This window comes from Desulfovibrio sp. JC022 (assembly GCF_010470665.1).
Lineage (GTDB): Bacteria > Desulfobacterota > Desulfovibrionia > Desulfovibrionales > Desulfovibrionaceae > Maridesulfovibrio.
In genome coordinates this window covers 61,587-80,403 of record NZ_VOPZ01000006.1, presented here as the reverse complement: position 1 = coordinate 80,403, position 18,817 = coordinate 61,587, and the positions used below count along the sequence as shown (strand labels likewise).

The window sequence follows — 18,817 nt, the reverse complement described above, 5'->3', positions numbered from 1 at the left end:
ATGCTTCACTTGACTGGAGTGAACTCGAACCTTTTGTTGATGACTACCGGGAGGCATACGGACAGGCAGAACGTGAATGCGAGGATGTCATTGATCTTATTTTAGAAAATGATCCCGGAGCTTTGATCATCGCGTCCGGGGACCATGGTGCCTTACGTTTCAGGCAGGTTGAAGCCGGACAGAGTCAGGATCTATCAGAGAATATCAGAGTCAACGGTTTTAATCCGTCCCTCATTGCTGAGGACCGCTGCGGGGTATTATTGGCAATCCGTTGGCCTGTCACGCACTATAGTGAAGGAAAAGTCATATCTCATGTCCAACTGCTTGATTATGTATTTGCCGCACTTGCTGAAGATGAAAATCTTTTGGAGAATTTACAACCTAACATTTCAATCTCCAATAATAAAAAGTTTGCTCCTCAAATAATTGTGCGCGAGGGAGTGCCTCTTGAAAATTGGGAAAAATTGACCTTTGATGATCGAAGTTCCCAATTGAAAAGAACAATAGAGCTTTACCTTGACAAGAATATGATTCTCAAGGCCAAACAGGCTGCAAAAATGCTGGCCGAGCAGGAAGTCAGTTCTCCTTTTCCGCCTTACTACCTGTCAATTATTGCTGAGCGGGAAAATGATTCTCAGGCTTTTGTTGCTAATATGTTGAAAGCTTATGGACTGGCAGATGAAGAAAACTCCCAAACTGAATGGGGGATCCGTTTTGTCGAAGCGTGTGCTCTTTCGGGAAATTGGTCTTTGCTACAAGAAGGGTATGGCAGATTTACCAAAGAAGTTGAATCGTACCTGGATTGGAAAATGCGTTATCTGGCTTACAAAAAAGAAGGAAACAGATCTATTTTTCAATGGATTGATTCTCTCATTGCCCAAGGGGACGCAGAGCAGAAAAAAGAATTATTGTTGAAGAAGTTGATTCTACTGCTTGGGAGCGGGGAGTGGGCTGATGCTGAGTTGGTTGCCCGGCAACTGCTGGAACAGGGAGTTAATGATGATGTTGTTTACGTTGTCCTTTCCAATTGTTTGGAACAGCAGCAGAAACTTAATGACGCTTTGCAGGTTTTGACTGCAAGGATTTCCGAGTCCAAAGCACCATATCTGGTAAATCAGCTTGGTTATTTGGCTATCCGTCTTAAACTTATGCATACTGAATTAGCGGAAGTAAAAGCTCTTGCGCGGGTATATGTAGCCAACTTGAAAGAGAAATTTGCGGAACATCTACCTTTTGACGAGAAGTGGTATGTCTCCCGATACAAGCCTCTACTTGGAGGGACAACTCCTATTGATCATTATCTCCAGAATTCAATAAGTATGGTTCTTTCTCCCAACGATAGGTTTGATACTACTTATTACTATATGAACTTTCCAAAACTTTTTTTGCAGGAGCAATACGGAGCACTTCATTTTTACATGTTCAGGCAATATGAAAGGGATATCCCTAAAGGTAGATGTGTTATTGATGATGGATTTTTAGTGAATATTGATTGGAAAGAGTAATTATGCGGAGTGATAGATTTTTTTGAGATTAGTTAGCAAATCTTCCTTATCTAAAATAACCGGATTATTCTTTAATCTTTCCAGATTGACGTAACTGATTATGTTTTCGCACTCTGTCTCAGGAATACCGAGCTTTTCCATGCGATATTCAAGCTGGCAGTGATCCATCATTTCGTACCATAAGTTGTAACATGCCTCAGCTGAATCGCAGTTCATGATTTTATACAGCCCGCTGGGTATTGCGCCTTGGTTGATTTTGAAAAAGAGTCCGGTAAATATTGCTACTGCGTGTCCGTGGGGAATTCCGTAAGCGGAGGTCAGGTAGTATGAAAAAGCGTGCGGAGCGGTGGTCTTACTCAGGTTGATTGCCTTGCCAGCATAGTGCGCGCCCAAGGCCATGTCCTGCCTGCTTTCCGGGGCGGGGCTGAGTATTGCATTTTCCAGAGCAGGAAGAATCAGAGAGATTGCTCTTGCGGCATATTCCCTGCTTTGCTCAGTAGCTCCGTTTGCCCAATATGATTCAATGGCCTGACTCAGGGCGTCAAAACCGGAGCAGGCTGTCAGGTATGGCGGCATGGACACTGAGAGTTCCGGGTCGACAGCAACTCCGAGCGGGATAAGTTTTTCATGGGCGAGCGAGTACTTTTGACCGTCCATGTATATTACAGCAAAGTGGGTGGCCTCGCTTCCTGATCCTGCTGTTGTGGGGGCGCAATAAAAGGGCAGTGTTTCATGAATCTCCTTCTGCCCGAGAACCATCTGCCGCAACCCTTCCCTGCTTCCGGGGTTCAGGGAGATGGTCTTGCCCATATCGATTACACTTCCTCCGCCAATAGCAAACACTGCCTTAATATCAGAGGATTTTATCTTTTCACAGCCGGCATAACTTTCTTCAAATTTAACGTTGGGCGAGAATTCCGAGAAGAAAGTAAGCTCGCTTCCCTGAAATTCGGAAATCAACTTCTCTTTCAGCCCTGATTTATCAAAAGAGGATTTTCCTGTAACAACGAGAATCTTTCGGTATTGTCGTGTTTTAATCTCGTTCAGAAGTTGTTTTAGACAGCCGTTGCCTGTGAAAACCTTCATTAGAAATTACCCATGAACTTTTTTTTGTTTTGCAGCGGAGTGCTCGTCGGACGTCCTATCTCTTTTAACTTATGGTTGTTGGTCATAACTTCCAGAAAGCAAAGTCCTTCAGCGTCAGCCAACCGGGCCTTTAGTTCTTCTTCGGTTTCAATTCTGGCAACTGAGCTGTAGCCGCAGGCTTTGGCTATCTGGCAGAGATCAACTTCACGGGAAACTGTGGGCTGGCCTCCGGTGGAGCCGTGTTCACCGTTATTGATAACAATGTGGAGCAGGTTATCTATGCCGCTTGAGCCTATGGTCGCAAGGGAACCGAGATGCATCAAACATGCTCCGTCACCGTCAAGGCAGATGACCTGCTTTTCCGGCGCATTGGCTGCTATCCCCAATGCGATGGACGAGGCATGTCCCATACCGCCTACGGTCAGGAAGTCTGTTGCGTGTGAAATGTTGTTTTCTTTCCTGATATGGAAGAGTTCCCTTGAAGCCATTCCGGTGGTGGAAACAATGACATTGTCTGCGTTCTGTGCTTTTACCAGACACTCAATGGTTCTTTGTCTGCTGAGCGGATAATCTTTGATCGTCCCGGTTACACTTTTATATTTTGAGAATGTACCTTTTTTTACCAGCAGGGCATACGGACGGTCGTGTTCTTGAAAAAAAGCGTTGGCTTTTTGAAGCTCTTTTTCAATGTCTGAATCCTTATCGAGCACGGCATAATCGATCTGGAGATTCTCCAGCATTGCCGGGGTTATTACCCCTTGGAAGGCGTGTTGCGGTTCATCTTTGACTCCCGGTTCACCTCTCCAGCCCACGATGAGCAGCATGGGGATGGAGTAGACTTCTTTGGCAACCAGCGATGTCAAAGGATTCACTGCGTTACCAAGGCCTGAATTCTGCATATATACAACCGGTGCTCCAGCTGTGGACAGGTGGTAGCCTATGGCTGCCCCGATGGCTGCACCTTCGTTTACACATATGGTGTGCTGTAATTCTTTGTCGTCAGTTGCAGCGGTGCAGAAGTGTTTCAGAGTGGAGTCCGGCACTCCGTAAAAGGTGCTGAATCCGTTGTCCTTACATTTTTTTAAGAAAAAAAGAGGATCAATCATTTTATTTGGTTCCGGGTATGAGTTCGAGAATTTCTTTAATACTCATGCAGGTGTCGTTGCACTCAAATGACCGCTCGTTTCTAAGTATTTCTTTGGCTACTTCCATCATAGCCGGATAGGCGGCCCGCAGCAGGTGGTTGGCGTAGATTACAATTTTTACACCGGCATCAACGAGTTGTTGTTCGTAGACTTTATTGTAGCTGGAAGGGACAGCAATGATAGGGGCGGTATGCCCGAGTTCCTGATAGCGGTGACAGAAATCAACAATGTCCTTTTCAGACTTGTCTTTTGTGTGAATCATGACCCCGTCTGCCCCTGCACCAAGGTAAGCCGTGGCTCTTTCAAGGGCATCGTCCACTGGTTTGTTGAAGATCAGGCTTTCAATTCTGGCAAAGATCATGAAATCCTCCCCGACCTGACTTTTTTTACCTGTTTCAATCTTATGGCAGAAATCTTCAATGGAAGCTTGATGTTGTTCCACATCAGTCCCAAACAGGGAGTTCTTTTTGAGGCCCACTTTGTCTTCAATGACAATTGCCGAAACCCCAAGCCGCTCAAGCGAACGGACAGTGAAGGCCAGATGTTCCGGTTTACCTCCGGTGTCACCGTCGTAAATCATGGGTTTGGTGGTCACTTCGAAAATTTCGTTGATGGTCTGCAAGCGTGAAGTGGTATCAACTGCTTCAATGTCGGGCTTCCCCTTCATGGTGGAGTCGGTGAGGCTGCTTTCCCAGATGGCATCAAATTCAACTGAGCGACCATCCTTCTTGACCGAAGCATTTTCCACAATCAGTCCGCTCAGTCCGCTGTGGGCTTCAAGCACCCGGACAACGGGCTTGTTCGCAAGGAGCCGTTTTAATCTCTGCTGCCGGGTAACGGGTGATACTCCTATTTCCTTGAGCATGCCGTTGAGCTGGGTTGAACTGATGCCTTCGGTGTAGGCCGGTTCTATGAGTTTGCCGTCCCATTGGGAGATCGTGGCAATTACCCTTTCTCTGGTCTGTTTTTGCGGTCCAGTCTTCCAGTCGTCTCCGTGGACAACAAAATCCGGGCGCACTTTTTCAAGGTTTTCAACGTAATCCAGTGTGTGCTGGGGAATTACCTCGGTAACTCCTTTGATGTTTTTTATGATCATTTCGCGCTGTTCATAAGTCATGAAAGGGAGCCGTTTGTAACTGGCGATTGCCTTGTCGGTAAGCAGTCCGACAACTACGTCTCCATAAGAAGCGGCAATGTTAAGTATATTCATGTGGCCGGGGTGGACAAGGTCTGCGCTCATTCCTACATAAACTTTCATGATTAATCCTTGAGGTAGTTGTTGATAATAAATTTGACGATAGCTGCGGAGGAGCAGCCGAAATTTGCTATGGATTTATCCCTGAATCGAGCAAGGTCTTCCGGGCTGTATTCATTGATGGTTTTGGAAATTAATTCCGGGAGTTGTTTTATGTTTGTTTTGTCTACAACTCTGCCTATTTCAGATGATGATTTTTCAGACCATACTTCATCCTGATACACTGATTCGTACTCTTGTCTATTCTCCAGTGGAATAGAGAGAGTTATGACCGGCTTGGAATATAAAAAGGCATAGTCATATCTGATGGATGAACTGTCTGAAATGAGAATGGAAGATTTCTCCATTGAGTCAGTTCCAAGGAGATTTGTGTCCCATGCTATCCCGTCACAGTCGGTAAGGCTTTGTTCCCATTCTTTAACTTTGCCGGGTTCGGAAATATACGACTGGGGATGAAGCCGGATGGTGATATTGAATCCTGCCCTGCAAAGGTCTTTGACAAAGTCAGTTCCATATTCGGCAAAACAGCCTTTGCTGCCCCACGAGGGAGCGATCAGTACGGAATTTTGCTCAGCTTTGTTTTTTTTAGAAACCTGCTGGTGGAGCAGATCCAGATACGGAACTCCAAGGGCAACAAGCTTTTTGGCCTTGAGTCCGCGTTTTTTCTCAACTGTCCGTAGGGCTCTTTCTTCATGTTTGCCAGCCAGAATGGCCACATCATAGTGGTCTAAGGCTCCCAGATGGTAGTTGGAAGTATCGCTTATGGAATGAAATATGTGGATAAGGGTCTGGACATAAGGAGACCTTTTTAAGGGATACCCATCTGTCCCGATGTTGGGGGTAGTGGAAAGCATGACCGGAGATTTGACCATGCTCAGCCGTAGATATCCCCACGTGTTTTTGGGATAAAGTCTGATAAAAGCATACGTGCTTTTAATTTTAAGGCCAGGGTCGTCGGGATCGGTGGTGAAGTATCTGAAAGGAATTTTTTGCCGGATAAGCTCGTCAACAATAGGGCAGAAGCTTCCCCAATGGCTTTTTCCTCCACTATGAATAACCAGCGTTGCTTTGTCTTCTTTACTGTCGAACAGCTTTGTTTTTATAAACCATAAAATGAGCAAAGCGCATAAAACAGTTAGCACACCCAGCAACATATCTGCCCCGTGATTGGGTTAAGTGTTCAAATAGCCGATAATGGCTATTTTTGGGATTTCTTAAACATGCCTACGATTTTTTCTTTAATTTTTCCAACAGCTGCGGCTCCTGCAACAATCCATTGAACAAGTGAACTGTTCGCTCCCGGATCAAGATAACCGGCATGGGCATCAGCGGGCATCAAAATAATTATACTAAAGAGGCACAAAACGACAGCAGGAAAGTAAGCTTTCCGGATCTGGTTAAAATGGGTCATGACAACTCCTGAAATGTATAAGTCAAAAAAGTGTCAGAAATTTATATCTGACAGTACAAAGTTAATGTTCGTGACAGGAGTTGCAAAAAAGATTCCACTTTGGTCTTGTTCTGCTCCGTCACCCACTCATATCTCAAGAACCATCCGTTCAACCACAGGCCCCTCATGCTTTCTTGAAATATAGTAAACCGCAATGATCTGTCCCTCGCCGTTAACGGCCAGATCGCCGTAACCGCCGTGGAATCTTCCGCCCTTGTACCATGCTAATGTCTGGGGATGGCTCCATGTTGCGCCCTCGTCTTCGGATATGGTCAGGGCTACGCGGCATTTCGGGTTTTTGCGGATCATGCCCCGGTAGATGTCCAGAATACGCCCGTCAGGCAGGACTTTGATGGTAGGGGCTTCCCCGTAAAGTCCGATTGGGGCCGGGGTGGACCATGTTTTTCCGTCATCATCCGAGTGGGATTTGAACAGGCCTTCCATGCAGGGCTGCTGACGCATGAGAGCCAGTATTCTCCCTGATGGCAGGCGGGCGATGGATGTTTCATTGAGCCGGTATTCCGGGAAGTATTCGTAAATGTATGATTGCTGGGAAATTTTCCCAGTTTCGGGGTTTAAGCGGAAGGTGCCGCAGCCGGGACCGTTGTAAAATGAGCCGATGAATGTGCTTTCATCATCCAAGCTTGGAATGAAATGGCCGAAGGAAGCCCATTCGCCACCGGGCAGGTCCAGCGGTCTGCGGGGTGGAAATGTTTTACCGCCGTCAGTGCTCAAGGAGAAATAGTTGCGCCGCAACTGCGAAGTATGGGTGCGTGAGATGAGTAGCACCTTGCCGTCACCCAGATGGGTGACCAGTGCGTCATGTTCGTTGGTCTGGTCTTGGGCGTGGCTGATGATCAGCTGCGGATGTTCAAAAGTTATGCCGCCGTCAGTTGAGCGGGTGGTGTAGATATCTCCGGCCATGCCGTGGTCCATTCTCTGGCGCAGGTCTTCGCTGATATTTACCGCCCTGCGGAATCCCACCAGCAGTTCGCCGTTCACATCGGTGATGGTCGGGAAGGATTGGTAGCCGTCCCATTCCTGCGGGGTGATCCGTTTGCTGTCGATGATGGAGATGGAAAGTCTGGGACGCTTGTCACTCATAGTTGTTCTCCGGGGCGGGGTTTGATGCTGAACCCGGTGCTGAAGGTAAATTTGGGATCGGGGCCGCATCCGCGCAGGCTGGTCTCATCCATCTCCTGCATGGAGAAAAACACTCTCACAAAAGGCGATGGGGTGGCCTGTCTGCATTTGACCATGCCGATGAATCCATGCTCCGGGTGCAGGGGGCAGATTTCCAAGGCCCGTTCCGCTCCACCCAGCACCACTTTTGAGTCAGTCATGCCCAGTCCCTGCGAGGCTGAAACGGCAAATGAAATATTGTCGCTGTGATCAAAGGTCAGCCTGTTTAATGGGAACATTTCTTCCTGACCGCCGTTGTTGGTGGAGTAAAAAAGCTTTGCCGGGTCCATGTGTTGAGTTAGCAGAGTGACATGCCCGATACGTGCGAACCCCGGAGGTCTGCAATCCAATGCGAAACGGTATAGGATATCGATTTGTTCTTTATCTTTATGGATGCGCATGGCCTTGTCGAGCATGCCTTGATAAAGGTCGATGGAGCAGGAAATCGTGATGAATTCTTCGGTTTCGTCAATCAGCGGGGTGACTCGGGCCAGATCTGTATCTTTGGGAATTCCCGGTCCTTCCATGATGATGTGCCCGGAAAAGAAGTCCGCGCCCAGATCAATCTCTTCAAAGTATCCGTGACTGAGTGTTCCAAAGGAAGGAATGTTTTTGTGAGAAGGAAAAGAGGCTTTGTGTACAGCCAGCCCTTTGGCGGTGTTCAGGGTGATATTGGCGTAATTGGTTGTTAATTCCAGCATGCGCCCGTTGTCGGTGGTCGGAGTTCCAGAGACTTGAAAGTAAGGTTCTCGGACAGCAGCTTTGGTTTCAAAGGCCAGTTGCTCAAGTTTCGCAAAAGCCTGATCATACCGTTTGCCGGTGATGTGGGTGCGCAGGTCGCTGGACCAGCAGAAACAGAGTTCGCGCCATTTTTTTTCATTCTCTGTGCAGAAAGGGAAGTCTTGTTCAAGTTTATGGCAGACTGCCCGGCACAGGGAGTTGAGCTGGAAATCGTCACGCCCACTTAGTGCCCAGCGGTTGATGTTGTATTTACTTTGTTTTTTTACCGGGATGGGTTGGCTGGCACAGCTCAGATCAAGCTCTTCGCCGCCATTTTTGTGGTTAAGTCCTTGGAGGACCGTAGAGGGTAATTGGAATTCGTGTCCGCGTTCCCGCAAAATTTCAAACAGCTGCCGGATCAGCTTCCATTCACTTTCCGTATCCTGCACAGCTTCATGTCTGTACCTGCGGGGTCGAAAATCGAAAATTTCAGCATCATTGCCGTATATGGGCAGCCAGCCGTCAGCGGTCCCCAGATTTTCCACGTAATCAAGATATTCAGGCAGTTCCAGTTCCCGGTGGGCGAAACGCTGCAACTTCTGGAAAACCATGGAGCGGCTCCAGATTACCGGGATGGATTCGCCGCCGGTTCCTTTTGCTCGCTGAGGAAAGTGCTGGATGTGTTCGCCCCAGTCGGCATAGCGGGCCGGATTATCATAATCCATGAAGACCGCTTTGTAGCCGGCTTCAAGATAGTGACCGACCATGCCGGCGGACCAGGCCTGTTCATTGACCAGCGCGATTTGCGGGAGAGTCTCTAAAATTTCCTGTCCGGTCTGCATGCCCAAGTCAAGATTGGCCCGGTTCAATGAGGGCGGCACAAGGGGCCCTATAATCTGGCCGTATCCGCTGCCGATGAATTCGGCCTTGCCAGTATGGAGCAGGGTTTTGAAATTTTTGATCCAGCGCGGGTCAAGATCGCGGATAATTTCAAGGGTGATCCCCGAAGCTTCAATACCCAGCGGAAAGCCGCTCTCGACCAGCCTTAAAAGCGGCCAATAGCAGCGTTTAATGACCTCGCTGCGGCTTTCGCCGGGGATGGAAGAAAACATGAGGTTGAGATGAAATATGGCAAAGATTTTCATATCAACTTTACTCGGTAATGATTTTGATAGCTGCGACAGCCGCTTCCGCCTGCTCAATGGCTTCTTCGCGGGTCTGTGCTCGGGACATGATGACTCCGGCACGGGCTGGGTGGCTGGTGGCCGGGGAAATTGTTTCACCAACGGCGGTACGGATTTCCACCATGCTGATTCCGTTCATCTTATGCGCCTTGTTCACTCCCTCGATGGCAATGACTTTGCCCGGATCGGGGAAAAGATATCGCTGGGCCACGCCCTTTTGAAAGGACGGGGTCATCTCTGCGGCAGCGGGAGTTTCACCAAGAGCCAGCCGGATAGCAGAACCCACAAAATCCACTCCGGTGTTCCAAGGAATCTCGTGTGAACAGAAATAGCCCCCGGAAAGGCGGGCTGCCATTTCAATGACGTAGGGCTTGTCGCCATGGACGACCATATCACCTTTGAACATGGAGTTCTTAATGCCTAGAGCAATAGCGGCCTGTCCGGAGAGTTTCTTCACAGCTGCTTGTACATCCTGTGGCAGGAAAGAAGGCAGATCCCCACCATTTTCAATGATGTTGGGGGCGAAGCGGTCCAGAAATTCGTAGTTGCGGTCCGAGAATCCGGGACAGAAGGGCTGACCGTTGACCACAAATCCTTCGGTGCTGATCTGCGGTCCGTCGAGGTGTTTTTCCACCATGACCCGTCCAGTGGGGGATTCCTTTTGAGCACACTCAAATGCCCAGACGGAATCAGGCATATCCGGTGAACCGTACACAAGACGCAGCACCCCGCGTGCGCCCCGGCTGTCCACAGGCTTGATGACCAGCGTTTCCCGCCGTTCATCCAGAATTCGGATCAGCTCGTCCGCGCTGAAAATTTCCTGATACCACGGGATGGGTATTCCCCGTTCCGCGAAACGGTCCTTCATGGCTTTTTTGTCTGTTGCCAGACGGGCGGTTTCCGCGCTGACCGCGGTAAGTCTGAAATGATCAGCCACAGCCGCCACAGTGCCGGGAGCATCTACCGCCGCGCAGATTACGCCATGCGGCTTGCCGCCCTTTTGTGACCACTCGGTCAGGGCGGCAACCGATTTTTCCGGGGTGTAGACACAACCGATGATCGATTCATGGGCATAAGTAAATCCGGGAGCCTGCGGGTTGGCGTCCACCGCTACAACATGCAGTCCCATATCTACAGCTTTTTTGAGAACCGGAATGGATTCCAGTCCGGCCCCGATCACGATTAATGTCTTTTTCATAAACTAATGTCGTTTATTGCCTGCCATTTGAAACGGCGAAGCCTTAATAAAAGTTTTGGAAGAGTCCAGAGAAACTTTTTACAAAAAGTTTCTCTGGCCGCCGGAGGCATTCTTTTCTTAAACAGCCTTGCGGCAGACCATGAAAGTATTCTGGCCTTTGGGATCATCAGGGAAGACAATGCGTCCCTGTTTGATGCCTGTGGTCTGTATGATTTCAAAATGCTCGGAACAAAGCCCGCTGATCTCCTGTAAGGAGAACTCGTGCAGATGCTGGGAATTGACCGGGATATGCCCGAGGCTGTTCTGGGGAGTGCTTAAGATGAGCAGCCCTCCCGGCTTGAGGACCCGTTTCATTTCCTTGAAGAAAGGTGCGGGGTTGACGTGTTCCACTGTCTCGAAACTGGTTATGGCATCGAAAGAATTGTCTTCGAAGCTAAGGTCTGTCACATCTCCGGTCTGGAAGGTGATGTTGTCGAAATATTTACCTGATGAGGCCTGCCGAACTGTTTCGATGTCGAGATCCGCGGCAACAACATTTTGTGCTTTACCGGCAATGATTCTGGCTCCGTAACCGGGACCACATGCACAGTCCAGAACCAGAGCTTCAGAATCAATGTAATCAAGGGCCAGTTCATAATGAAATGTAAGCTGGTCCCCGGCACTGATCCCCTTGTGTTCACCTACATTCATGTTCCCGGCGATATAGACCTGCTCAGCTATTTCACGGCATTTTTTCAGCCATTCTTCGCTTACAGCCGGTCCGGCTATACGGGAGCATTTGAAATTATCATCTTCGCAGAACATAAAAAATTTGGGATGGACCCGGTAGGGTGCGCCGTTGGGCCGTTCTTCCAGAATAGCGAGTGCTTTTTTGAGCGCACTTAGCCTGTAGACATCTGCGGTGAGCTGGATGGGGAAATCGTCTTCCGTTTTTACGCAGTCCAGCTTTTCTTTTTCCGCCTGCTTGAGCATGTTCCGGGCATGCTCCGCCAGCCAGCCAAAGTGCAATCCGTCCACCCGGATAACCAGACTTTGATCCTCTGCATCCTCAAGGGCTGCGATCATGCGTTCCAGCGGGCTTTCATCATGACCGTAGAAAACAGAAATTTTGTGTTCCGGGAACATTTCAGGCAGTTCATTCAGCCTGCCTCCGCGATCAAATTCAGGTGCAATAATACGAATATCCGCTTTAGGAAATTCTTTGAGTGCGCTTTCAACAGTCAGGGCCACTACCGGGCGTCCGTCAACTTCGTTCATGCACCAGTCCGGTGCGCCGCTCCAAGCTCTAGATGCCGCCTGTACCAGAATAATCGGAGTATCCATCAGCTGTCCTTCCAGTTAAAGAGTTCGTCCGCGTGTTTTTGCAGGAAATAAGCACTGATCGGGGTTTCAAAACGTGTGTTGTAGTCTGAAGTTTTCATGAATGAACGGTAGCACCGTTGCAATTCTGTATATTCTCCAGCTGTTTGCCATTTGCCGTTTATCCGCAGATGCATTTCCTTTATCGCTTCCAGCAGTTCGTCTTCTGTATTGTCAATAACCGCAAAATCGGAATCTGCAAAGTTTTCAATGGGCCATTTGCTGATTCCGGCTTTGATTATTTCAGGAACGCTTAAAATTCGGTCTGTTGATTTCGAACGGATGAGCTTGAACAGGGCAATGTCTTCCGGGGAGCAGTATTCGATAACTTCCAGCCGGGCCACATTAATCCGCAAGCAGGGAACGCGGAAAACGTTAGCCACATGCATAGGCCCGCTCTGTACGCCAACGAAAAATATACAGGTGGCGGACAGATATATGTCCATGAAATTATTATGTTTACCGCTGCTGGCGTAATCAACGAAGTTGGGATGCTCGATTTTAAGTGGCTCTTGAACAATGGAGCCGATCCTGATCACGTTGTAGCCGAGTTTTAGTAATTCTTCGGCTCCGGCTTTGAGGGTGGAAATCTCCATGTTGCGGGGTTCCTGCATGTCCCCGTCACTTTCGGGCATGGTCTGTTGCAGGAATGCATTGTCGCGGCCCAGCAGGCAGACGTGCGGTCGATTCGGATCAAGGCCGAGGGCCTTTAATTCGCGTCGGCCTCTTTTGGTTTCTTCTTCCGTGAAAGAGACATGGGTATCCGTCTGCTGGATGACACATTCAAAGTCCCGTCCAAGAGCGATGGTCCGGGTGTTTAGCTTTAATCCGTGGTTATCGTTAAGATTGAAAAATTGCACCGCTTCCAGCAGGTAGCGAAATTTATTGCTGATATTCATTTTGCGGGAGAACAGTTTGGCCAGAGTGTTGTTGGCAACCTGATCGTCCTTGAAATAGAATAGGTCAAGGAAGCCGTCGTGGCGGCCCAGCTCTTTTTCAGAAAGATAAAGTTCACAATCAAGGGCCAGATGCCCCAGACGGGTGGAGTATATTTCTGCCATCCGTAACGGCTTAAACAGAGATACTGCTTTTATCAGTAGTGCAAGAGTTCCGAGACTTGTCCATTTGCAGATTGTCTTGATCGGGTTTGGTTTAAGGCTGGCATTCGCCGGAGACAGTTTGTTTCTGACGCAGGTCCTGATGCGCAGGTCATAGAAGTTGGCGTAAAAAGAAGCCGCTTGGACCACATTGTCGTGGTCGTAGGTCATGCCGCAGACAATAATAACTTCATGCGGCCTGAAAGTGAGCATTGCTTTTAGGAGGGGAGGGAATAATGGATGAAATGTGCCGGAGAAAAAGACGGTTTTCTCGTCGTCAAAAATCCCCCGGTCCCGTTCCGGGAGCAGGAGCAGAACTTCCGTCTCATTGCAGTCTACGCCGCTGAGGAAGTTTATGATGTGGCTCTGCTGGGCAGTGCCGATGATAAGCAGACGTTTGAGGTCTACCATTTCACTCATTTCACTCCATTACTTTCGTTTCATAACACGGCGCACCGCTGTTGCGATGTCATTGTCCGTGAGTCCGTATTCACGGGCTAGGTCTTCCGGTTCCCCGGAACTGCCGAAAATATCATTAATTGCCACCCGCTCCACAGGAATCGGATGGTTTTCACAGACGATCTCCATAACCGCTCCGCCGAGGCCCCCATATTTGTTGTGGTCTTCGCAGGTCACAATGGCCCCGGTTTCCTTGGCGGCTTTGATTACCGCTTCCTCGTCCATAGGTTTGAGCCAGCTCATGTTCAGCACCCGGCAGAAGATTCCTTCCTCAGCGAGTTTTTGCGCTGCCAGCACGGCCCGGTGGACCATGACTCCCACAGCCATGATGGTACAGTCTTCGCCTTCCACAAGCACTTGGGCCTTGCCGGGCTCAAAGACCGTGTTGGTATCAAATACATTAGGCAGGGGGCTGCGTCCGGTACGCAGGTAGAGCGGGCCGGGGTTATCCAGCAGATGGGGCAGAACAGCCCGAAGTTCAATGGGATCAGCCGGGGAGACCACTGTCATGTTTGGAATGCTGCGGTAAATGGAAATATCTTCGAGGGCCTGATGAGTCGCACCATCCGGCCCTACGTCCAGACCGAGATGGCTGGCTGCAATTTTTACGTTAAAATCCGGGTAGGCAATGGAATTGCGAGCCTGTTCCAGCGCACGCATGGAGGCAAACACCGCATAGCAGGTCACAATGGGGATAATCCCCGATTCAGCTAGTCCCGCAGCCATGGAGAACATGTTCTGTTCCGCAATGGCGCACTGGATGAAACGGTCCGGGCAGGCCTCGCGGAAATGATAGGTTCCGGTTCCCCCGGCAACATCAGCATCAAGGACCACGAAATCATCACGGATGGCGGCAAGCTCCACAAGGGCTTTGCCGAATTCGTCGCGCATATTCTGCATTAGCTAAGCTCCTCGCATCCGCATTCGCGCAGGGCGCATTCCCGTTCCTTTCCGGTGGGGCAGAGGCTGCCGTGCCATTTGGGAACATTCTCCATGTATGAAATTCCCTTACCTTTAACAGTATGGGCGATGATCATAGTCGGCCTGCCTGCTGTTGTCCGGGCGCGGTAGAATGCGTTTTCAATTTCGCGGAAGTCGTGCCCGTCAATTTCAATGACCTGCCAGCCGAAAGCCTTGAATTTATCGTTCAGCGGTTCAAGGGCGGTGATGTTCTCGTTGAGGTCATCACTTTGAAATTTGTTGTAATCCACCACCGCAACGATGTTATCCAGCTCGTGGTGCGCGCCGAACATACAGCCTTCCCAGATCTGGCCTTCGTTCAGCTCCCCATCACCGAGGAGGACGTAGGTGCGGTTGTCGCGTCCGGCCCGTTTTGCGCCCAGCGCACAGCCAAGCGCGAAAGAAAATCCCTGTCCCAGTGAACCGGAGTTGAACTCCACGCCCGGAGTTTTAATGCGGTCCGGGTGGCCCTGCAATATGCCGTCAGCGTGGCGCAGTTTTTTAAATTCATTCTTGGAGAAGAATCCTTTTTCAGCCAGAGCAGCGTAGAGAGTCAGACAGGAATGGCCTTTGGAAAGGATGAAGCGGTCCCGGCAGGGATCAGTCATGTTTTCCGGGCTGAAATTCATTTCCCGGCTGAACAGCCAACTGACGATTTCCACACAGGAGAGGGAGCCGCCCGGATGACCGGACCCGGCATAGCAGTTCATGGTGATGATGGATTTGCGCAGTTCGGCGGCGAAATCTTCTAGCTCTTTGTATTTGGGCTGGGCCCCGTGTTTGAGTTGGTCCATGGTCTCTCCTTAGAAATACAGTCCGCCGTTGACGTTGATGGTCTGGGCGGTGATGTAGGAACTTTCGTCAGAAGCAAGGTAGGCCACGCTGTCCGCTACTTCCGAAGCAGCGGCAAAACGTTTCAGAAGTACATTTTCTGCGGCTTTTTTCACTGCCGGATTCTGCATCCCTGCGTCAGCCATATCTGAGATGACCAGCCCTGCGGCAATGGTGTTGCAGCGGATATTCCAATCAGCACCGAAGCGGGCGGCAACCTGAGTCATGGAAATTAGTCCGGCTTTGCTGGCAGCGTAATGGGCGGTGCGTGGTCCGCCGTATTGTCCGCTGACTGAGCCGATATTGATCACGCTGGCTCCTTTACTTTTCTTGAGCAGATCAAGGCAACGCTGAGTACACAGGAAAGGGCCTTTCAGGTTAACGGACATGATGCGGTCCCATTCTTCCGGGGTGATCTTATCGAAATCCTGCGGATCATTGATTCCGGCATTGTTGACCAGAATATCAAGCCTGCCTTCATTGGCAGCGATGTCGGCGACAACAGAGTCCACGGACTCAGAATCACTTACTTCAAGTTGCAGGATGCGGACTGTTCCGCCGTCTTTGGAAATTTCTGTTGCAGTCTGCTCTGCGCTAGCGCGGTCATTAATCCAAGTAAGGATAACCTGCGCACCTTCGGTAGCCAGCTTGAGGCTGATGGCCTTGCCTATTCCGCGCCCGCCCCCGGTGACCAGTGCGATCTTATCTTTCAGTCTTTGCATGTATTAATCCTTTTTGCCCGCCATGAGCACTGCATGGCGTCCGAATCCGGCCTCGGCAAAACAGTTGTATAATTTGTCCAACACTTCGCGGTTGCCTGTGCGGGTCAGGTTAAGCTCAAGCTCTTTGCGCATAGCGTGGCATTCGCGGCCCAGCTGCGGGTCGTGTAAATAGTTTTTGCCCATGAGCAGGAAGAGTTCCAGTGGAAAAGTTATTTCATAATGCAGCGGCTCAAAATCCAGCCGTCGTACCAATTTTTCAAGAGAATTGCGATTGAAGAAATTTATGTGATGCGGGGGAGCTACCCACCATGGCTTTTCGTCGAGGTCCGAGGTTATGATTTTTTGCAGCTTGTTGTAATCATTGGGAACACCGATGACAATCAGCCCGCCGGGATTGAGTACTTGTCGGCAGAGGTTGAGCATCCCTGCCGGATCAGGCAGGTGTTCGAGTACTTCCCAGAGGTGGATTACGTCAAATTTGCCGATAGAATCGGCACACTGCTGGTCAAACACACCGTGAACCACATCAAGGTCGATGGATTTGCAATACTCAACAGCTTTGTCGGACGGCTCCACGCCTTTGGCCTGCCAGCCCATTTCAACTGCCTGCTTAAGAAAAAAACCGTTGCCGGAACCAATGTCCAGAATGGTCCCTTTGCGCTTAAGCTGTTTCTCAATGGATTCCAGCCGGGCTTTATTGGTGGCTTCATGCCAGTCCGCATCTTCCAGCTGGTGCTGGAGCATGAGCGGTTTATCTTTGACGTGGTACTCATGTTTGTAAATGCGTTCCAGCTCTTCTTCGTCCGGGATAGGGATGATGTGCTTGAAGCCGCAACTTTCGCAATGGATCACATCGAATCCGTCAATTGAATCCAGTACGATGCCGCTGTGATCGACCCAGCATTTTCTGTCACTCAAAGTTTTGCTCCGGCGGCCAAAGGGACTAAGCCCCTTTGGAATCCCTATTAGTTTTTGCTTTTTTCTATGATCAGAGATGCGATGTTGATAGCACCTTGCCCGATGCCAAGTCCGGCAGCTTTTGCAGTCATGGACTTAAGCGAATCTTGACCGGAAATGAAATTTTGCAGTTCTGCAGACAGTTTCCGGTCGCTTATGCGGTCAAATTTTCCCAGTGAAACCGCTGCTCCAGAGGCATGCAACGCTGATGCCGAGCGGGCGTGATCTTCGCTTAAACAAAGCAGCATTTGCGGAATCCCGCAGGCGGCAAGCTCATAGGCAGTCATGCCGAAGGATGCGATTGCTGCGTCAGCCCGCTGCATGGGCAGGGACATGTCCTTTATATCATGCAACAATTTCACTCTCTTTCCGTGATCTACCGTTATCTTGTTGATTTTGTCCAGATTATTGAGCATGGGGCCGATTACAACTTCGGCCTGCCAGTCTCCGGTGACGGATTTTAAGGCCTGCAATATTTTCAGGGTCAGGTTGTGAGGATCGCTGCCGCCCATGGTGATTAATATTTTGGGCGGGAAAAATCTCTCTTTCGGTTTTTGGGCAAGCCGGAATTCCTTACGCAGGGGGATGAATTCCCAGCCACGGTGGATTGTGCCCTTAAATCCGGACCAGTCCAGCTCATGGAATTGTGGCACAGGCGGATAGAATACCAAGTCACAATGCACTCGGTTGGGAGTGGGGTCATCGATGGAGACCAGTAGCTTGTCCGCTGTTTCCGCGCGCTGGAAAAATGATGATGAAAGGGGAATGCGCAGGTCGAGGACCACGGCAGATTCCTGACCGAATTCCCATTGCTCAAAATCCTCAACGGTAATGGTTCTGAATCCGGCTGCATTGATCTTTTCTTCAGCAGCCTGATCGCCCCGGAAGCCGAATACGGAATCGCGACCGAATCCATCGCGCAGAGCTGCGGCTATGGCAAGACAGCGGCCCGCATGCCCGAATCCGGTCTGCGCTCCGGCTTCACATAGAAAAAGGACCGGACCGCTATTTTTCATCATTCATGAAAGCCTGATAGAGCCGTTCGGCAATGTGCCAGTCTTCTTCGGTGTCGATATCCACCACCATATAGCGGGGCAGAAAGTAGGGCACGCTAAGGCCTACTTCACGGTCTTCCGGTAGATCCGTGAGCTCGATCCAGTAGAACTGGGCCGCGTCGTGGAAGAAAACAGGAAGATCCTGTGATCTGCACGGCGCGTATTCCGGGAAGGCGTATTCCACTCCGCCCTGTTCATTTTTTTTGAATGAACGCAGGATGGGGTAGGGGAATTCCGAAACTCCGAGAACGCAGTTGGCCCTGTGTTTACGGAGCATTTTATAACCGCCGTGAATATTCTCCGCAGTTACAAAGGGATTGGCAAAGAATTGGCAGTACCGTTCGGGGGCACCCCAATTGTTTTTGACCCAGTCCACAGCATGATCAATGACCGGCTGGGTGGGGGTGAAGTCGTCAGCCAGTTCCGCCGGACGCATAAAGGGTACCTCGGCCCCGTATTCACGGGCCACCTCAGCGAATTCTTCGCTGTCCGTGCTGACCACAATATGATCAAAGAAGCCGCTCTTGCGGGCGGCTTCAATGGTATAGGCTATAAGTGGTTTTCCCAGAAAAGGGCGGATTGATTTTTTAGGAATCCGTTTGCTTCCGCCCCGAGCCGGGATAATTGCTATTTGCATTGATGTTTGAATCCG

The 18,817-nt window shown here is 49.9% G+C and carries 17 protein-coding genes and 1 pseudogene; 2 read left to right on the top strand and 16 right to left on the bottom strand.

Translation table 11 applies throughout. The annotated features are described in order from the left end of the window. Positions 1-260 precede the first annotated feature (260 nt). Entirely contained in the window at positions 261-1,505 is a 1,245-nt protein-coding gene (locus FMS18_RS10965) for a hypothetical protein (protein ID WP_163294435.1), read from the top strand. Here the strand turns inward: FMS18_RS10965 and FMS18_RS10960 are convergent, their stop codons facing one another. The 6 genes from FMS18_RS10960 to FMS18_RS10935 all read right to left on the bottom strand — a co-directional run bounded on the left by FMS18_RS10960 (position 1,506) and on the right by FMS18_RS10935 (position 7,545). After that, the gene (locus FMS18_RS10960; protein ID WP_163294433.1) at positions 1,506-2,591 is read right to left on the bottom strand and encodes a phosphonoacetaldehyde reductase; all 1,086 of its coding nucleotides are present in this window, start codon (positions 2,589-2,591) and stop codon (positions 1,506-1,508) included. Then, positions 2,591-3,697, bottom strand: coding sequence for a phosphonopyruvate decarboxylase (aepY, locus tag FMS18_RS10955; protein ID WP_163294431.1), 1,107 nt, complete (start codon positions 3,695-3,697; stop codon positions 2,591-2,593). The genes FMS18_RS10960 and aepY overlap by 1 nt, the downstream gene beginning before the upstream one ends. Before the next feature lies 1 nt (position 3,698). Beyond that, positions 3,699-4,994, bottom strand: a complete 1,296-nt coding sequence (gene aepX / locus FMS18_RS10950; RefSeq protein WP_163294430.1) for a phosphoenolpyruvate mutase — start codon at positions 4,992-4,994, stop codon at positions 3,699-3,701. Between the two features lie 2 nt (positions 4,995-4,996). After that, entirely contained in the window at positions 4,997-5,863 is an 867-nt protein-coding gene (locus FMS18_RS10945) for a CDP-glycerol glycerophosphotransferase family protein (RefSeq protein WP_163294429.1), read from the bottom strand. Between the two features lie 326 nt (positions 5,864-6,189). After that, on the bottom strand, positions 6,190-6,402 hold the full coding sequence (locus tag FMS18_RS10940; RefSeq protein WP_163294427.1) for a hypothetical protein: 213 nt from the start codon (positions 6,400-6,402) through the stop codon (positions 6,190-6,192). A 126-nt stretch (positions 6,403-6,528) separates the two neighbouring features. Further along, positions 6,529-7,545 (bottom strand): sialidase family protein, encoded by a 1,017-nt coding sequence (locus FMS18_RS10935; protein ID WP_163294425.1) that lies wholly within the window; start codon positions 7,543-7,545, stop codon positions 6,529-6,531. Between the two features lie 427 nt (positions 7,546-7,972). Between FMS18_RS10935 and FMS18_RS21055 the strand changes: the two genes are divergently transcribed. Then, positions 7,973-8,074 (top strand): 4Fe-4S cluster-binding domain-containing protein, encoded by a 102-nt coding sequence (locus FMS18_RS21055; RefSeq protein WP_368854165.1) that lies wholly within the window; start codon positions 7,973-7,975, stop codon positions 8,072-8,074. Positions 8,075-8,696: 622 nt separating this feature from the next. Here FMS18_RS21055 and FMS18_RS21050 read toward each other — a convergent pair. The 10 genes and pseudogenes from FMS18_RS21050 to pseF form a co-directional block, all read right to left on the bottom strand. Further along, positions 8,697-9,455: pseudogene (locus tag FMS18_RS21050) on the bottom strand (glycoside hydrolase); the annotation flags it as partial. A gap of 40 nt (positions 9,456-9,495) precedes the next feature. Continuing rightward, a complete protein-coding gene (locus FMS18_RS10925) occupies positions 9,496-10,725 on the bottom strand; it encodes a phosphoribosylglycinamide synthetase (protein WP_163294421.1) in 1,230 nt (409 codons plus the stop codon). 117 nt (positions 10,726-10,842) lie between these two features. Then, the gene (locus tag FMS18_RS10920; RefSeq protein WP_163294420.1) at positions 10,843-12,048 is read right to left on the bottom strand and encodes a methyltransferase domain-containing protein; all 1,206 of its coding nucleotides are present in this window, start codon (positions 12,046-12,048) and stop codon (positions 10,843-10,845) included. Continuing rightward, complete coding sequence (locus FMS18_RS10915) at positions 12,048-13,601, bottom strand: TIGR04372 family glycosyltransferase (RefSeq protein WP_239061019.1); 1,554 nt, start codon at positions 13,599-13,601, stop codon at positions 12,048-12,050. The genes FMS18_RS10920 and FMS18_RS10915 overlap by 1 nt, the downstream gene beginning before the upstream one ends. 9 nt (positions 13,602-13,610) lie before the next feature. Beyond that, positions 13,611-14,540 (bottom strand): transketolase family protein, encoded by a 930-nt coding sequence (locus FMS18_RS10910; protein WP_163294418.1) that lies wholly within the window; start codon positions 14,538-14,540, stop codon positions 13,611-13,613. Beyond that, positions 14,540-15,394, bottom strand: a complete 855-nt coding sequence (locus tag FMS18_RS10905) for a transketolase (RefSeq protein ID WP_163294416.1) — start codon at positions 15,392-15,394, stop codon at positions 14,540-14,542. Before FMS18_RS10905 ends, FMS18_RS10910 begins: the two co-directional genes overlap by 1 nt. 9 nt (positions 15,395-15,403) lie before the next feature. Next, positions 15,404-16,153 carry an SDR family NAD(P)-dependent oxidoreductase gene (locus tag FMS18_RS10900; RefSeq protein WP_163294414.1) on the bottom strand — a complete coding sequence of 250 codons (750 nt, stop codon included), beginning with the start codon at positions 16,151-16,153 and terminating at the stop codon, positions 15,404-15,406. Positions 16,154-16,156: 3 nt separating this feature from the next. Then, on the bottom strand, positions 16,157-17,071 hold the full coding sequence (locus tag FMS18_RS10895; protein WP_163294412.1) for a bifunctional 2-polyprenyl-6-hydroxyphenol methylase/3-demethylubiquinol 3-O-methyltransferase UbiG: 915 nt from the start codon (positions 17,069-17,071) through the stop codon (positions 16,157-16,159). A 47-nt stretch (positions 17,072-17,118) separates the two neighbouring features. After that, positions 17,119-18,129 (bottom strand): PseG/SpsG family protein, encoded by a 1,011-nt coding sequence (locus FMS18_RS10890; protein ID WP_239061018.1) that lies wholly within the window; start codon positions 18,127-18,129, stop codon positions 17,119-17,121. After that, positions 18,116-18,802: a pseudaminic acid cytidylyltransferase gene (pseF, locus tag FMS18_RS10885; protein WP_163294410.1), complete on the bottom strand. Its 687-nt coding sequence runs from the start codon at positions 18,800-18,802 to the stop codon at positions 18,116-18,118. Before pseF ends, FMS18_RS10890 begins: the two co-directional genes overlap by 14 nt. Positions 18,803-18,817 lie beyond the last annotated feature (15 nt).

Coding starts and splice junctions, on each gene's coding strand:
- FMS18_RS10960 (WP_163294433.1), bottom strand. CDS start 2,591: ATGAAGGTTTTCACAGGCAACGGCTGTCTAAAACAACTTCTGAACGAG.
- aepY (WP_163294431.1), bottom strand. CDS start 3,697: ATGATTGATCCTCTTTTTTTCTTAAAAAAATGTAAGGACAACGGATTC.
- aepX (WP_163294430.1), bottom strand. CDS start 4,994: ATGAAAGTTTATGTAGGAATGAGCGCAGACCTTGTCCACCCCGGCCAC.
- FMS18_RS10945 (WP_163294429.1), bottom strand. CDS start 5,863: ATGGTCAAATCTCCGGTCATGCTTTCCACTACCCCCAACATCGGGACA.
- FMS18_RS10940 (WP_163294427.1), bottom strand. CDS start 6,402: ATGACCCATTTTAACCAGATCCGGAAAGCTTACTTTCCTGCTGTCGTT.
- FMS18_RS10935 (WP_163294425.1), bottom strand. CDS start 7,545: ATGAGTGACAAGCGTCCCAGACTTTCCATCTCCATCATCGACAGCAAA.
- FMS18_RS21055 (WP_368854165.1), top strand. CDS start 7,973: ATGCGAAACGGTATAGGATATCGATTTGTTCTTTATCTTTATGGATGC.
- FMS18_RS10925 (WP_163294421.1), bottom strand. CDS start 10,725: ATGAAAAAGACATTAATCGTGATCGGGGCCGGACTGGAATCCATTCCG.
- FMS18_RS10920 (WP_163294420.1), bottom strand. CDS start 12,048: ATGGATACTCCGATTATTCTGGTACAGGCGGCATCTAGAGCTTGGAGC.
- FMS18_RS10915 (WP_239061019.1), bottom strand. CDS start 13,601: ATGAGTGAAATGGTAGACCTCAAACGTCTGCTTATCATCGGCACTGCC.
- FMS18_RS10910 (WP_163294418.1), bottom strand. CDS start 14,540: ATGCAGAATATGCGCGACGAATTCGGCAAAGCCCTTGTGGAGCTTGCC.
- FMS18_RS10905 (WP_163294416.1), bottom strand. CDS start 15,394: ATGGACCAACTCAAACACGGGGCCCAGCCCAAATACAAAGAGCTAGAA.
- FMS18_RS10900 (WP_163294414.1), bottom strand. CDS start 16,153: ATGCAAAGACTGAAAGATAAGATCGCACTGGTCACCGGGGGCGGGCGC.
- FMS18_RS10890 (WP_239061018.1), bottom strand. CDS start 18,129: ATGATGAAAAATAGCGGTCCGGTCCTTTTTCTATGTGAAGCCGGAGCG.
- pseF (WP_163294410.1), bottom strand. CDS start 18,802: ATGCAAATAGCAATTATCCCGGCTCGGGGCGGAAGCAAACGGATTCCT.